Origin of the sequence: Streptomyces sp. NPDC090442 (assembly GCF_044769405.1) — a bacterium.
Taxonomy (GTDB): Bacteria; Actinomycetota; Actinomycetes; order Streptomycetales; family Streptomycetaceae; genus Streptomyces.
On record NZ_JBIVXW010000069.1, the window covers coordinates 20,298 to 36,732 of the forward strand.

At 69.4% G+C, this 16,435-nt stretch carries 2 protein-coding genes; one reads left to right on the forward strand and one right to left on the reverse strand.

Annotated elements, in window-relative coordinates:
- Positions 1-472 precede the first annotated feature (472 nt).
- Positions 473-1,003 (reverse strand): hypothetical protein, encoded by a 531-nt coding sequence (locus tag ACIQU6_RS34920; RefSeq protein ID WP_403485737.1) that lies wholly within the window; start codon positions 1,001-1,003, stop codon positions 473-475.
- On the opposite strand from ACIQU6_RS34920, the gene ACIQU6_RS34925 reads away from it, so the two are divergent.
- Positions 992-16,432: a helicase-related protein gene (locus tag ACIQU6_RS34925; protein WP_403485738.1), complete on the forward strand. Its 15,441-nt coding sequence runs from the start codon at positions 992-994 to the stop codon at positions 16,430-16,432. The genes ACIQU6_RS34920 and ACIQU6_RS34925 overlap by 12 nt on opposite strands.
- Positions 16,433-16,435: the final 3 nt, after the last annotated feature.

The window sequence follows — 16,435 nt, forward strand, 5'->3', positions numbered from 1 at the left end:
CTTGGCCCGCATTATCCGAGCTCTGTCCCAGACACAGGTCCAGGTATCCGACTTGGACGGGGAGAACCGACGGCCCATTCAGACATCCCGGCTGACGATGGTGGCCCGGCCGGACGGCAGCGCTCCCACCAAGAGCCGGGAGAAGGTCCAGGCGGAGGAGACACACCGGGACGCCGATCCGCGGCGCGGCAACGGCGTTGATCATGACGACCACGGCGACCCGAACACCTCCGATAGCCCGCACGACAAGGACGACCAGGGCCACCCGATCGGGGCAGGCTCCGAACACGAGCCGCGCGACGAGAAGCCGGCTCGGAAGCCGCCGCGGTTCACGAGCGTCGCCGCCGCCCGCAATCACCTGGAGTCGGGGCCCAAGGACCCGCGGTGGGCACGGCCCCCTCGTACGCACAACGGCGTGCACCTTCGCGGCGCCTCCCAGCAGGAACGAGCTCAGGTCCGCCTCGATACCTACTCAGCGACGTCGGGCATGGACTTCGCCCGGACTTCCCAGCTCTCCAACGGCGGGAACTTCCTGGTCACTCGGCACGGCAATGGCAAGTGGGACGTGTACCACGTCGGGTCCGGCACGATCATGACCCACCAGGCTGGCTTCCGCTCCAAGCCCAACGCCCTGCACTTCGCTAACAAGTTGGAGAACGCCCGCGACCGCCGCGACGGCCCCATCGACTGGGAGGCCCCGTACGTCGCCGACCGGCTGGACATGGCCGAAGGCCGGGACGGAATTGACGCCGCCATCGCCCGCGGCCGCGAGCACGAGGAGCACGACAGCGGCGGCGAGCAGCATCAGGACCAGGCCGAGTCGACGCACGCCCCAGTTGTTGACCAGCCGATGCTCGGCGATGGCCAGGAACAAAGCCCTGCGGAGCAGGAGCAGTCCCGGGACGGGCAGGACGAGCTGGCCGCCGGCGAGCTGCCGGAGGGCGTCACCGCTCGGGAGGGTGACGGTACTCGCCTGTTCACCGTCGCCCAGGTGCTCGACCACTGGCGCAACAACCCCGATGTGCCCCGTGTCCGCGAGACGCACTCCGAACGGGCTCAGCGTGAGTCGGTCGCCGGCCAGCGCGCTGACCTCGTCTCCGACCCACAGGTCATCGACGGATTCCTGATCGGCAAGATGGAGGTACGCGACAGGGAACGCTGGACGGTCTTTCACGCCGGTACCTCCGTGCCGATCGCGATCCTCCCCTCTGACAAGGGCAAGCGGGATGCTGTCGCGCGAGTGCACGCCTTCCGCGACTACCGCGACGGCAACGGCAGTCCCTTCGACTGGCGCAGCGACGGCATCGGGGAACGTCTGTCCTCCCCTGCTGGAAAGCGCATGCGGGAGATCACGTCGGGCCGCGCCAGCCAGGATCCGGGCCGCCACGAGAACGACGTCCCGGGCGACACCACCGAACTCGCCAGCTTCCCCGGCTACCGCATGGCCCGCGGCGAAGACGGCATCAACGTGTACGGGCCGGACGGCAAGCGCATCGCCACTGGCGAGTCCGTCTTCGACCGCAACACTCGCCGGTCCGTGTACGTCGGGGACATGGGCGACCGGCACGTCAGCGGCCGCACAGAAGCTGACTTCGCCACCAACGCCGCCCGCCAACACGTCCTCGCTGGCCAGCCCGACGACCACAAGGACCCCATCTGGATTCAGTATTCGCCCAGCCGGGCCGTGGTGCACGGCACTGAGAAGGGCGACGCCGACATGCGCAAGCGCATGCGTCGGGCCGGGTTTGTGTGGTCCGACGGTGCCAAGGCGTACGTCACAACCCGCACCACGCGCCCAGTCACCCGGGCCTTGGCCGTCGACACACTGGTACGCGGTTTCGCGGACGAGGGCCGACAGGTCGACGTTCGCCGCGATGAGGACCGACTCCGGGCCTCCTCTGCACCAGATGTCGACGCGCCGTCGGTCCCCGCGGCACCTGATGCTTCGCACCCCGAGCAGTCGCACGGCGACCAGCCGGTCACGGGCGTTCCGGATCTGCGGTCGCTGACGGACGCTGACCTGGAGGAAGTCCTTCAGCGTGCCGAGCGTGACGCGGAGGAAGCGTTGAGAAGCTCCGGCAGGCAGCGTGACGGCGACCGGGGGCACGAGATCCGGGCCCGCAAGGACTCGGCGCTGGAGGAGATGAAGCGCCGCGACCAGGAGAAGTACGGCGCAAGCAATGCAACTCGGAGCACCGTAGGCGACTTCGACCCTGAGCGCGGCCGGTACCCCGTCACCATCGACGGCGAGGACACCACCGACGCCAGTCTGCAAGGCCGCAACGGCGCGTGGCAGTGGAATCGGCTGGGCCACGGCACCCGGTACAGCTCCAACCGACGATTCCGTACACGGGACGCGGCGCTGGCCGACCTCATCGCCGAACACGACCGTGAGCACGGTGACGGCAAGGGCGACCGGCACACTCCCAACTTCCCCCGGGTGCGGACCGATGCGCCCGTACGCAATGACCACCAGGTCCAGCGAGGGCCAGCCCTCGCCGGACCCGATCAGCACCGCACAGCCTCCCCTGCCAGCCGGCGGGAGGACGACGATCGCACGGACGCTCCTGATGCCCCGTATGGACAGGACGGCACTCAGACCTACGCGGAAGACCGGGACGAGATCGCCGCTCTGGAAGCTGAGTGGAACAAGACCGATCTGTACCGCGACCTGTCCAAAGGCCAGGACCAGACACTGGCCACCGATCTGGACACCAGTTTCCGACGCCTGGCGGCCTCAACCGGAATCCGGGAACGGGTGAAGGCCAGCCGTGAACTTCAGTGGGCTGCGGAAAGGGCCATCGCGTCGATCGACGATCAGCCCGGCCGGGACGTGTACGGCAAGGATCGGCATGTTCTTGAAGCGATCCGCGATCGTGCGGTGCGCCATGAGCAGCGCCTGAATGCCACGTTGAAGGAACGCCGCGACAACAACAACGAGCGCGCGGCCAAGCCTGCCGCCGTGCTGGCCATGAGCAGGGGGGATAATCAGTCCACCCCCGACATCACCACGGGAGACGACAGCAGTGGCAGTGAACAAGCTCGGTCGGATCGCCCAGAAGCACTGGGCGACGTACCGGCCGACGGCGTACAAGGAACTCGGGACGGACGCGGAGAAGGAGGAGTTCTTCGCCAACCTCGGGATGAGAGCGAGCGAGGAGATCCGGACCACGGCCGAGCAGATCCTGAGCAGGCAGACCAGCGAGACGTTCATGGATCGCGTGGCAGCTCGGACGCAGGCGATGGCACAGGCCCGGGAAATCGTGATGCACGAAGAGATCTTCTTGCCGGCCGAGCCTGGGATGGAGAACGCCGAACTGCCCGATCACGGCAGGCTGTAGACGCACCGGTCTTCCGCCCGACGTCGCAGCGCGACCTTGCTCCGTCGGGTGAGAAGGCCAAGGCCCGCGCGAACGTCGCGGCCGTCACGCTGCTCCGGCAGATCCAGGCCGAGGATCGGCCGGCCAACGCCAATGAGCAGAAGATCCTTGCCCGTTGGTCCGGTTGGGGCTCTCTGCCTGTTGTGCTGGCTGACAAGCCCGAGCCGACGGACGGCGCGTTCCTTGACGCTGACGGCAACCCGGACCCGGCCAAGTACGCCCGTGCACTCAAGAAATGGGAAGGCTTCGCCGCCGAGCGGGCCGCGGTGCGCGAGCTGCTCAGCGACGAAGAGTGGACAGCGGCCAAGGCCAACGTCCTCAACGCCCACTACACGGACGCCAAGCTGGTCCAGCCCCTTTGGGACCTGGTGCGCGAGCTCGGCTTCGACGGTGGCAACGTCTTGGAGCCCGGCAGCGGCTCCGGCAACTTCATCGGTACCGCTCCTGACGGGGCGCACGTCACCGGTGTTGAGTTGGACCCGACCACCGCGGCGATCTCCCAACTCCTCTACCCGGACGCGAGGATCATCAACGCGTCGTTCGGCGACCTGCGCATGCCGGGCTCCTCCTTCGACCTGGTCATCGGCAACGTGCCCTTCGGCCGGTTCCCGATGTACGACGAGCAGGTCAACCCGGATCTGAAGCACTCGATCCACGACACGTTCATCCTCAAGAGCCTCGCCAAGGTCCGGCCCGGCGGCCTGGTGGCGGTCATCACCAGCCGCTTCACCATGGACAACGAGGACGACACGGCCCGGCGCCAGATGTCCTACATGGGCGACTTGGTCGGCGCAGTGCGGCTGCCGGCCGGCGCGCATCAAGAGGCGGCCGGCACGGGGGTCGTTACAGACCTGCTCGTCTTCCGCCGCCGGTTCGGCGACGAGCACACGCACGACATCGACATGTCGTGGACGCGGTCGTCGAAGACGGACGTCAACGGGCACCAGATCGCAGTCAACGACTACTTCCAGCAGCACCCCGAGATGGTCCTCGGTCAACTCACCACCGCGCGCGGCCAGTTCTCCGACCACGACCTGTCCGTAGTCGGCGACAAGGACACCGGCGCCGCGCTGACGGCCGGGCTGGAGCGCATTCGCCGCTCTTCGTTCCACTCGCAGCGCGACGGCCGCCTGCGGTACGTGCCGGAGATCGACGCCGTCGACCGGAGCCTGGAACTGGCTGGGGAGAAGCACGAGGGCGCGGTGCACACCCTGTCGGACGGCTCATTTACGCAGGTCGAGGACGGGGCGGTCATCCCGCTCGATGTCCACCCCACACAGCAAGAGCAGCTCCGCAAACTGATCGGCCTGCGCGACCTTACCGACCGGCTGCTGCGCCTTGAGGGGGCCACCCGCGAGACCGGCGAGACCGACGGCATGCGGTCCCTGCGCCGGCAGTTGAACGAGGCGTACGACGCGTACGTCAAGCAGCACGGCCCGCTCGACAAGCCGGGTCAGACCCGGTTCTTCAGCCCGCAAGAGGCGAAGCAGCGGGCGGAGGCCGAAGGGCTCAAGGACGTCCCAGCCGCCTGGAAGGCTCCGTCCGCGCTGCAGCTCTTCGAGGACGACCCGGCGTCCGCCGCGGTGTTTGGCCTGGACAAGTGGGATGACAGCGCGAAGTCGGCGAAGAAGGCCGACATCTTTCGCCAGCGCGTCGTCGCGCCCCGCGAGATCGCCGACCGGGCCGACAATCCCGAGCAGGCCATTGCTTTGGCGATGGAGCGTGACGGCGGTGAGCTACATCTGCCGACGATCGCTCGCCTGCTGGGCCGCTCTGACCTGCAGTTGCTGCGCGAGGAGATAGGTCCCCTTGCCTTCGACGAGCCCGGCAGCAACCGGCTCGTCCCCCGTGGCGAGTACCTGTCCGGCAACGTCCGGGAAAAGCTGGCAGCCGCCGAGAAGGCCGCGGCCGCCGATCCGCGCTTCGCGGCGAACGTCGCCGCGCTGAAAAACATCATCCCCCGCGATCTCGAACCGTCCGAGATCAAGGTCAAGTTGGGCGCCCCGTGGATCGGCGAGGGCGACATCACCGCGTTCTTGCAGGAGATTCTCGGCACCAAGGCTGTGCGTGCCGAGCATGGCGGCGGGTCCGTATGGGAGGTGCGGGGCCCCAAGGAGGGCATCGCCGCGACGTCGGACTGGGGTACGTCGGCACGGCCGGCGCCGGACATCGCCAAGGCGCTGTTGGAGCAGCGCACGATCGTCGTGCACAAGACCGTCAAGGTCGGCGGCCGGGAGATGTCCGTCCGCGATGACGAGGCCACCAGCGCCGCGCAGGCCAAGGCCAAGGAGATGGCGGATCGGTTCTCCGCATGGGTGTGGGAGAACCCGGAGCGCGCACAGCGCCTGACCCGCGTGTACAACGACCGGTTCAACAACCTCGTGCTGCGGGAGTTCGACGACTCCCCGTTGACGCTGCCGGGCGCGAACGCCGAGTGGACGATGCGGCCGCACCAGAACGCGGCGATCCGACGGATCGTCAGCGAACCGTCGGTGCTGCTCGCGCACGTCGTCGGCGCCGGCAAGACGGCGACGATGGTCGCCGGCACCCAGGAGTTGCGGCGCACCGGTCTGGCGCGCAAGCCGGCCATCGTCGTCCCGAACCACATGTTGGGCCAGTTCCGGCGCGAGTACCTGGAGCTCTACCCCAACGCCAACCTGCTGACTGCCTCGTCCGCCGGCCTCACAGGCAAGAAGCGTCGCCGGTTCATAGCCAAGGCCGCGACCGGTGACTGGGACGCCGTCATCCTCACGCAGGGCGCCTTCGAGCGGATCCCGATGCGAGCGGAGGCCCAAGAGCGGTACATGCGGCAGGAGCTCGACAAGCTCGAAGACGAGATCAAGCGCGCCAAGGCACGCGAGGGCAAGTCGCTGACCCTCAAGCGCCTGGAGGAGACCCTCAAGCGCAAGGAAGCCAAGCTGAAGTCGAAGCTGGCCTCGAAGAAGGACCAGGGCACGGTCCACTTCGAGGACACCGGCATCGACTACCTGATGGTCGACGAGGCCCACGGCTACAAGAACTTGTCCACCGCCTCGCACATCGAGGGCGCCAGTATCGCCGGCTCCGCGCGGGCCTCTGACCTTCACATGAAGATCGAGTATCTGCGGCAGCGCAACGACAGCGGCCGCGTGGTGACCCTGGCGACGGGCACGCCGATCGCGAACTCGGTGACCGAGTCGTACGTCATGCAGCGCTTCTTGCGCCCCGACATCCTGGCTGAGGCCGGCGTCGACGACTTCGACTCTTGGGCAGCCACCTTCGGCGAGATCGTGCAGAACCTGGAGCTGGCTCCCGACGGCTCTGGCTTCCGCATGAAGGCCCGCTTCGCGCGCTTCCACAACGCCGCGGACCTGCTGCGCATGTACCGACTGGCCGTGGACGTGCAGACCGCCGCCGATCTCGACCTGCCGACCCCAGCGGTTCGCAAGAACGCGGAGGGCAAGCGCGGCGAGGTCGTCACCATCCCTATCTCCGCCGAGCAGAAGGCGTACGTCACCGCGCTGCCGAACGCGTCGTGGATCCACGACAAGGGCGGTGTGCTCAAGGCGATCGGCCTGGCGTCCCGGGCCGCGATCGACATGCGGCTGGTCGGCGGGCACGGTGAGGAGGGCGGCAAGGCGGATATCGCCGCCCGCAAGATCGCTGAGATCTACGAGGAGAACAAGGACCGGGTCTACCCGGTCTCCGCGGACGACCTCACCCCGCAGGAGCGGCCCGGCGCGCTCCAGATCGTGTTCATGGACGCCGGCACCCCCGGCTCCAAGGCCAAGAACGCCTGGGACGCCTACGACCACATGAAGGACCAGCTCGTCCAGGCCGGCGTGCCGCCTCTGCAGATCAGGTTCATCCACGAGGCGAAGACGGACAAGGCCAAGGCCAAGTTGTTCGAGGACGCCCGCAACGGCAAGATTTCGGTGCTCATCGGCTCGACCGAGAAGATGGGCACAGGCACGAACATTCAAGCGCGCGCCGTCGCCCTGCACCACATGGACTTCCCGTGGCGGCCGGCCGACATGGCGCAGCGCGAGGGCCGCATCGAGCGCCAGGGCAACCTGAACATGCCGGAGATCCCCGGCACCGCGGACGATGTCCGGGTCATCTCCTACGTCACCGAAGAGACCTTCGACGCGTTCAAGCTGGGGACGTTGGAGCGCAAGGCGGCCTTCATCGCGCAGATGGACCGCAAGGACTTCGACGCCCGGGAGATGGAGGACATCGGCGACATCGCCGTTTCCTTCGGCCAGATGAAGGCCATCGCCACCGGCGACATGACCGTCATGGACTACGCGCAGGCCGGCGCCGACGTCGTCGAACTACAGCGGCTCGACCGCAACTGGCACCGGGACCAGGACAGGCGAAAGGTCACGATCCGTGTGGCCGACGAGATCATTCGCGACCTCAGCGACGTCCTGCCGGCCTGGCGCGACGCGCTCGCCGCCCGTACGGACGTTTCCGGCGACAACTTCCGGATCCGCATCGGCAATGAGGAGTACGACCAGCGCGCCGACGCCTATGACCACCTTGCGCAGGCGGTCCGCGCTGCAGCTCGGAACATGCGGCTGCAGGATGGTGACCGTGTGCGGCTCGGCAGGCTGGGCGGGCACGGGTTCCATGTTGAGGTCGCCCACGACCAGTTCGGCAACCGAGTCGCCAAGCTCCGTTTTGACTGGCCTGATTGGGAGCACCCCAGTGGGCCTGACACCCGCGGCGTCTACACCCCCAGTCAGCTCGACGACGCCTCCGGCCGCGGCATCCTCGCCTCTCTGGAGCGGCGCCTGAGCAACCTCGACGAGGCGATCGAAGACGCGGAGACGAGTTTGGAGATCGCCCAGGATGAGCGCGGCCGTGCGCGGCGGGGCCTTGGTGGCGTATCGCCGTATGGCGAGCGGCTGCGTTCCAAGGAGCGTCGTGTGGCGCTGCTGTCCGACCTGATCACCGCAAATGAGGCGCTCAAGGCGTACAAGGGACGGCAGGTCGATCCGAACGACAAGGAGTACCAGAAGGCCAAGCAGCGCGTTGCGGGCCTGAAGAGCGACCTGGGCATTGAGGACCAGCGCGAAGCCGAGTTGGATTCCGAGGCCGCGTCCGCCGCGCAGCGCCTAGCCGACGATGCCGTCAACACGAACGACGCCGAGGAGGGACTCGCCAGCCTCCATCCCGACAGTGCGGCTCGCCCCCGCAGCCGGCGAGCAGTGAACGAGCGTGGTGGGTCTGGCCCCGCCGGCGGCACGGTGACCCTGGAGCGCGACCGCGTTGAGGACGACCTGCGCTCCATCCGACCCGCCGGCGGCAATGCAGGCGCTGACGGTTCGTCGGAGCCTCCGAACGATCGAGACGTCCCACAGCAGGACGACGGCGACGGTGTCCCGCAGCCGCCCGTCGGCTCAGACAGCCCGCGCACCATGACCCCAGAGGACCTGCAGAGCGAGATCATCGCGCTCATCGAGCACGAGATGGCCCATGGGCCCCTCGAAGGTGCCGCGAAGACACGCCTGGCCACGCTGGAGGCCGAGAAGGACCGCCGCGCCGGGAAGCGCCCGGAGCGCGAGCCCGCCCCTAAGCCGACACCACAGCACGGCGGCCCCGGCGGGAACTGGGCTGACCTCACACGCGCCCAGGTGGAGGGTGACGGCGGCGAGGACGACGGGCTGTTCGCCACGCCGGCCGGAACGGGCCCTAGCCAGGCCGCCGACCCGAACAACCCGCTGGACCAGCCTGACGACGCGTTCGGCACCCCGGATATGGTCGCCGACGCGGAAGGCCGAGACGCCGCCGGTCTGCGTGAGGCCGAGATTCGCAGCGCCGACGGTCTGGGCAAGGGCGACCGGTTCACTGCCCCCGACGGTCGAGCTCACACTGTGGCGGAGCCGCCGAACAAGACCGGCCGTGGTCGCGTCCGCGTCGTCACGGAAGACGGCCAAGAGCTGTTCTTCCGGCCGAAGGACAAGGTCCGACTCGGCAACGAGACAGCGAACACCACCGGCAACGGACACCAGGGCGAGAACGAGACCACCCGCAGCCAGCCCGACGAGCAGGCAAGCACGGACCTCGATGCTCCTCAGCGCTCAGCCGCTCAGACCGCAAGCGAGGACGCGGCGCCCCCGGCCGACGCTGCCCCGGAAGGCTCCTCCACCGAAGAGCCGGTCCACAAGTACACAGGACGCGACGACGTCGTCACGCCGAACGGCACCGGCTACGTCGTCGCGAACAGCGACGACGGTGTCCTCGTCAACGAGAACGGCACATACCAGCTGTACCAGGAACAGCAGCTCTCCCGGCCCGGCGAGGAACGCGTCCCCGAGCCGGTCGACACCGCGGCGCAGGAGAAGCAACGCCGCGACCTGGACGCCGCTATGACGCCCGAGGGCTTGGCCCTTCGCTACGACAACGCCCGCTTGGCCAACCTGAACCTGGAGGAGGGGCACGGTGAAGTTCTGGACGATGACGGCAACCTGATCGGCTGGATCCGGCGTCGCGGCACGACCTGGTACGGGCAGGACGCCCGAGGCGGTATCAGGAACGCCACAAGGTGGACAGAGGACAACAAGGGCGGGCCGCTTCGAGCTGCCCAACTCATGGCCGGCTTCGTCGCGATGGGCGCCCACCGGGACGAGACCATGCTCGGTGGCGAGCCGTTCCGGCACATCCGCCCCGAGGACGTCGAAGCGCCGATCTTCTACAGCGCCCTCACCGATGCGCAGACCCGCGAACTGCGCTCCCTTACAGCGGAGTTCAAAAACTCCGACGACCCCGAGCTCCGGGCCGTGGCTGACAAGTGGTCGAGGGGAGTGTCCACGGCACAGATGCGCCTTCTGGCCAAGGCGATCGACGAGGCCGCCGACAACGAGGATCTGAAGACGAAGCAGGGACGCCGCCGGCAGGGTGTACTGCGCCGGCTTGCCGAGAACATCCGCGGCCAAGCACACGGGGCCGAGGGTTCGTTCAGTACGCTTCCGCGTCCGGGCGAGCCGGACCCGTGGGCCCATCCGTACCGTCCAGACGCTGACGCCCCCGAGGCCGAGCGCACCCCCGACGACGTCGACGGCCGGCGCCGGCACGGTTCGGTCGGCGCACCGGACGAGCAGACGCCCGAGCCGGAAGAGCGTCATGTGCCCGAGCCTCCGCTTCCCGAGGACCGCCAGGGCGATGAAGAACGGCGCGACGACAGCGCGACGGAGCAACGGAACAACGAGGCACCGCGGCGGCGTCGCGACCGAGACGGCCATGACAGGGATGGTCACGCGCCGGGTGGCCTCGACGACGGCCCTCACAGCCCGCTGGACGAGCACCGGCAGGACGACGAATCCGGTGACGACGAGCGTGGCAGGGGTAGGAGGCGCCGCAACCGTCGTCGCCGGCGGGACCGCGACCAGCCCGGCGACGGTATCGCCGGCCCTGGGCGCCCCCACGTTCCGCACCTCCCCCAGACGCCGGGCGACAACGGCGGTCAGGACAACGGCAGCGGACAGGAACGTCGCAACGAGTCGCCCGATCTGACCGGACTTCGCGACAACTACCGCTCCGGTAAGTCCCTGCCCACGAACGTGGACACCCCCGAGCACCGAGACTTCTTGCGGCGTCTCGCGGACAATCCGACGCTCACCCTGTCCAACGGCGGAGGACTGGTGACGTGGACCGACGACCACGACGCACTCGCCGAGGGTCGCCCCGCCCAGTGGTATTTCGCTCACGCCCGCACGGGAGCGAGCATGGGGGGCGCCGGCAACACCTCCGTCAGCGCGCGCAGTCAGGCCGAGGCGCGTGAACTCGCCGACCGTTACGAGCGACTTTCCGGGGCCGACGGCATGCCGTTCGACTGGAACGGTGACCTGGATCCGACGTCGGTGCGCTCTTGGCGCGACGGGCGGGGCCGGAACCTTCCGCAGGCCATGCGCGCTGAGCGCGACGCCTTCGAGGCCGACGCAGTGCGTGAGGAACCGTCAGGTCTGCCCACGGACCTGGCTCACCTGTCGGACACCGAGCTGGCATCGTTGACAAGTCAGGACCTCACCGCGGAGGACTGGGAGCGCCTCGCAGGCGAGATGGATCGGCGCTACCCGCCGGCCGAGCGGCTCCAGGCAGTCCTGACGCCGCAGCCGCCCGTGACCGAGGAAGAGCGTGCCGCGGAGAACGCGGCGATCGATGAGGCCCTGGGCTTCGGCAGCACCGATGTGGCGTCCGAGATCGTCCGGCCCAAGCGCCGGTCCAAGGACCAGATGCTGCGTGAGGAGTACCAGCTCTGGCACGAGGAGCGCTTCAACCGGGCCGAGGAAGCGATGCGCGGCGGCTCGATGGTCAACCGCGAAGGCCAGCGCCGCGGCTACACCGATGAGGACGTCTTCAACGGCGGGTTCCTGTCGTCCAACGACAACTGGCGCCGCTACGCCTCCGACGAGCTCATTGACTGGCTCGATGCGAACGGCGGGCGCGTCACCTACAACCAATGGCGCGAGACCATGCGCCGGTCCGAGCGCGTCGACCGCGACGAGCACGACGAGCACGAGGCTGCTCGCGATCAGCACGAAGGAGAGCAGCACGACGCTCCAGGTGCGACGGGCCCGTCTGACCGTGGTGCGCCGGGTGAGGCCGCGTCGAGCGAAGGCGGACGGCGAGCACCGGCGGACCGTCCCGAGCGACGTGCGCCGGCGGCAAGCCCGGCGCTGGCTGCGGAGTCGCCCAACGACGTGTCCCAGCCTCGTTTCGCGGACGCCGCTGCGCTGCGCACACATCTGCGCGAGGGACTCCTGGATGAGACGAGCGCGTCCGGCATGGTGCCCTCGCGACGGCAGTTGGACGAGCTCGCGCAGAACGCGGCGCTGACGATGAGTCCCGGCGGCCGCCTGGTCATCGCGCCGGACCACCCCGACCGGCGCATCGACCGCGCGTGGCAGGTTCTGGCGCCGGCTTCGATGGAAGTGCTGTCCATCGCGGCCGGTCGCGATGAGGCGGTCCGGTACGCCGACGCGCTGGAGGGCGTGAGGGACCGCGAGGGCAACTCGTTCCCCTGGGACGCTCCGGATGTTCTGGAGCGGGCCCGCGCCTTCCGCGGGCCGCAGGGCGAGTCTCTCGGGGAGTCCGTAGCCCGTGCGCTGGTAGCCACGTTCAGGTCTGAGGACGGCGGCGGCTTCGACCAGCCCGGTGCGCAGCAGGTGCTGGCCGATGTTGAGGCGCTGCGTGAGCACTACCCAGCTTGGCGGGCTGCCCAGGAACAGGCCGGGTACAGCATCGCGGTGAACGATCCGCGTCAGGTGCGTGCCGGTGACGAGGTCGCGGCGGTGCGCGTCGGGCAGGACGGCGCCCCGCTCGTGTCCACGGAGCGGGGAACCATCGCGCAGCATGTCGCCCACGACTCCCCCGGCTCGGTCGGTGACCGTGGTCTGCCCTTGGGCCTGCTCGGCGGCTACACCGCTGACACCGCGCTGGGTGGGGACCGCGGCGTCTACGCCCTTGATGGCACAAAGATCGGGGACCTTCCCGGCAGCGGCGGGCCTCTGCACCTGGTGGACGATCCGGTGCGGCCCCGGGCCATGCGGCGGCCGCGGCCGGGCGAGTCGGCTCCCGGCGGCGCGCAGCGCCCGGAACAGGTGGGCACGCCGACGGCGCAGCCGCGCGAGGCCGAGGCTTCATCGACGCCGGCAGCGGCATCCGCCCCGGCGGCGCATCCTGTGCCAGAGCCGATCGGCGGCCGCCCGGCCGAATGGGTGGGGGTCGATCAGCTTTCGCTCGGGGACGTCGTCCGGATCGAGGGCACAACCCCCAAGGGCAAGCCGCGGACGCTGTCGGGGTACGTGATTCAGGCTCCACAGCGGCGCACGGTTACTCAACGGGGCCGCAGTACCGAGATGTTCATGACGCTCGTGTCGCAGGCCCGTGATGGCAGCAGCGGCGATAGGTCGCCGGTGTGGACGCCGGTCGATGCGTCGGCGGCCCGAGCAACGGTTGAGCCTGACCTCGACCGGCAGGACGGCGCGCTGATCACGGGGGCGGAGAGCGACGTGCTCACCGGACAGCTCTCGGACCGCGTCGTCAGTGACCCGGCCGGGCTCGGCCTGTTCCCCGGCACGCTCGTCCGGGACGGCGCGGGCCGCGAAGGCGTCGTTTCGGGGGCCAACTCGGCTACGACGTCGGTGCACTGGTCGGACGGCAAGGAGGAGCCGGGTCTCGCTCCGACGTCGTTGACGGTCACTGACGGTGGAGCCGCCCGTCCGGCCGGCTGGACGCCGGAGGGACAGCGGGTCCGTGAGGGGCATGTGGTCAGTGACCGTGCCAGCAACCTCCTTGGCACGGTGGAGGGGATCGACGGTGACACCGCGCACGTCGCCACCCGGGACGGCATAGAGCCGATATCGGCCGGCGAGCTGCGGACCGTTGGCGAAGTGCGGAACGCAGGCTCGCACGGCGTGGGCCGTGCCTCCGTGGATTCGACTACGGCGGGGGGTCTCAACGAGGGCGACGTCATCGTCCATGAGGGCGGCTCGGTGCCGAGCCTGGTGACGGTGGTCGGGCACCACGGGGACGGGGACCGCGTGCGGCTCGACGTCGCCGATCCGCGTACCGGGGAGGTTCAGCACGTCGAGACAGCGGCGGATGCCCCCATGGCCCGCCTCGTCGATCCGGACGGGAAGCCCCCCGCCACCGACAACGTGTCCGACGACGACCTTCAGGTGCTCGAACCCGCACCGGCTATCGATCCGGTCATCGGCGACACCGTCGACCCGCAGCTCTCCCCTGAGGAGCGGGACGCTATCGCCGACCACGGCGCCGCTCCGTCCGATGATGAACGCGTACAGCAGGCTGTCGCCCGTCTCGGTCGCGATCTGCCCGTCACGCCCGAACAAGCCTCCGGCCTGGCTGACTCACTGCGTGCCACGTCGTCTCCGGATACCGCCGACGGCCGGGCCGCGCGGCGAGCAGCCGACCACTTGGACGAGGCTGCCGGCAACGCCAGCTCAAGCGCAGACACCCGCCCGAGTCCGGGGACAGTCGATGACCTGGGCGTTGGTGACACGGTCGGTCTGCCCGACCCTGATGCCCCCGACAGCGTCTCCGCCTACACCGTTGTGGGCATCGACGACCTGCTGGGTGGTGTGCGACGCGTCACCGTGGAGGACACCACAGGCACCCGCCACAGCCGCACCCTTTCCGGCGATCAGCAACTGTGGCAGCTTCCAGCGCTTCCCGCAGATGGCATCGACACCCCGCATCGTGACCCGAACGTCCCGGTCCCCGTCGGGGAGATCGTGGCCGCCCACCCCGGCCAGGTGACACGAGCAGTCGTCGAGTCGGCTATCGCCGGTACCGCTGCCCCAGGCAGCATCCACCAGTTGCGGCAGCAGATCGCCGAACGCGTCACCGCCGAGGCCCTGTTGAGCCCGATGCAGCGGGCTCGTCAGGAAGCAGTCGACGCTCTCAACGCCGCCGGGATCCGGGGCAGGGACCGCGCGGACGCCTTCCGGCAACTCAAGCGAGAACGGTTGCGTGCCCGCGCCGCCGCGATGCGGGCCGTCCTGCGCACCGTCAACGACCTGGAGCCGCTTGATGGCGAGAGTGAGCAGGACACGGCCCATCGTGCAGCGGACCTGTTGCGGCTGATCCCGGAGCAGATCGCGGGCCAGGGTCGCCCCGCAGACACCGGGGAGACCGGGGAGAGCGTGGCGCGGCATGTCGATGACGCGCTGGCCACCGCCGTCCGCGCGGCCGCGGGTGCCAATCTGAGTGACGTCGATGCCGTGCGGTTGGGACGTCTGCTGTCGGGGCGGATGGACGCGACCCGGCAGGCCACGGCCCGCCGGGTCCTGCGGCACCTGGCGCCCGCCCAGCGGGAGCGGCTGTTGCCGCGGGTCCTCGCGCTCCTCGTCCGGATCGCCAGGCGGATCGCGGAGGTGTTCCGTTCCGTCTTCAAGGCGGCGGGCCGGATCTGGAACGCTGAGTCGTTCCGACGGTTCCGGGAGCGTCTGGTCGAGCGGGTGACGTCGTGGCCGGAGTCGCGCCGCCTTCACCGCCTGGCTCAGAGCGGTGACCTGCCTTCGCCGGATGCCGGCGCGGGTCTCGGTGAGCGGATCGCGCACTGGGCGCGGTTGCTGCCGGCGCCCGGCAGGTTCGGGCAGACGTCGCGGCGTGCCCGTTGGTACCAGCGCACCAGCCGGCGGGCCCTGTCTGCCGGTGAACTGCCGGCGGTTCAGGACGGGGTGCGTTGGGAGCCTGACCAGGCGGCAGACCGGGGTCCCGGGGCGACGGCGATGAGGCATCTGGCCGCACTGCGCGCGGCCGGCGCCGATCTGGACAGTGAGATCAACCGGCGGCTCGCTGATGCTCTGCCGGAGCTCGGCGACGACCCGCACGCCAACCTTCGGTACGCCGCGGAGTACGCCAGCACTGCCGAGCGTCGGGCCCGGGACCTGGCTGCGCATCCTGTGGGGCACAGCGTCGACCCGGACTATCCGCTGGAGTTGGCGGCCGCCAGGGCAGAGGCAGTGGAGGCCCGCGCGGAGATGGACCGGATGCGCTCCTCGTACGCTGCGGCAGCGCCCGGTGTCGTCGCGCAGGCTCTGGCGGCAGTGCGGGAGATGGGCCCCGGGGGCGCATCGGCCCTGGTCTTGTCGCCCGACAGTGACAGCGACGCGGCCCGCGCAGTCGACGCGGTGCAGCAGCTCATCCCCCGAGACTGGCTCGCCCCGGCCGACCGGCGGTTCGTGACCGCGCGGACCTCTGCCACCGGCGGGTACGACTCGGGAAACCAGACCGTGGCCGTAGCCGACCTGGGCGACGGCGGGCGCGGCACCGCGCTGCACGCCCTGCTGATGCACCTTCAGCAGGCACAGCCGGACCTGACCGCAGCCCAGGAGATATACCGCTTCACTCGCACTCACGCGGGCCGAATCGGTGCCCGTCACAGCGCCATCGACGAGTTGCTCGCCCAACTGTTCAGCGACGGCGAGGGGGGCCGGGCGGATCTGATCCTGCCGCGCGCTCTGAAGTCCCTGTTCGACGGCGACTGGTACAAGGACGACGACCTGCGGGCGTTTGTACTCGGATTGCTCGCCACTCGGTAAGGA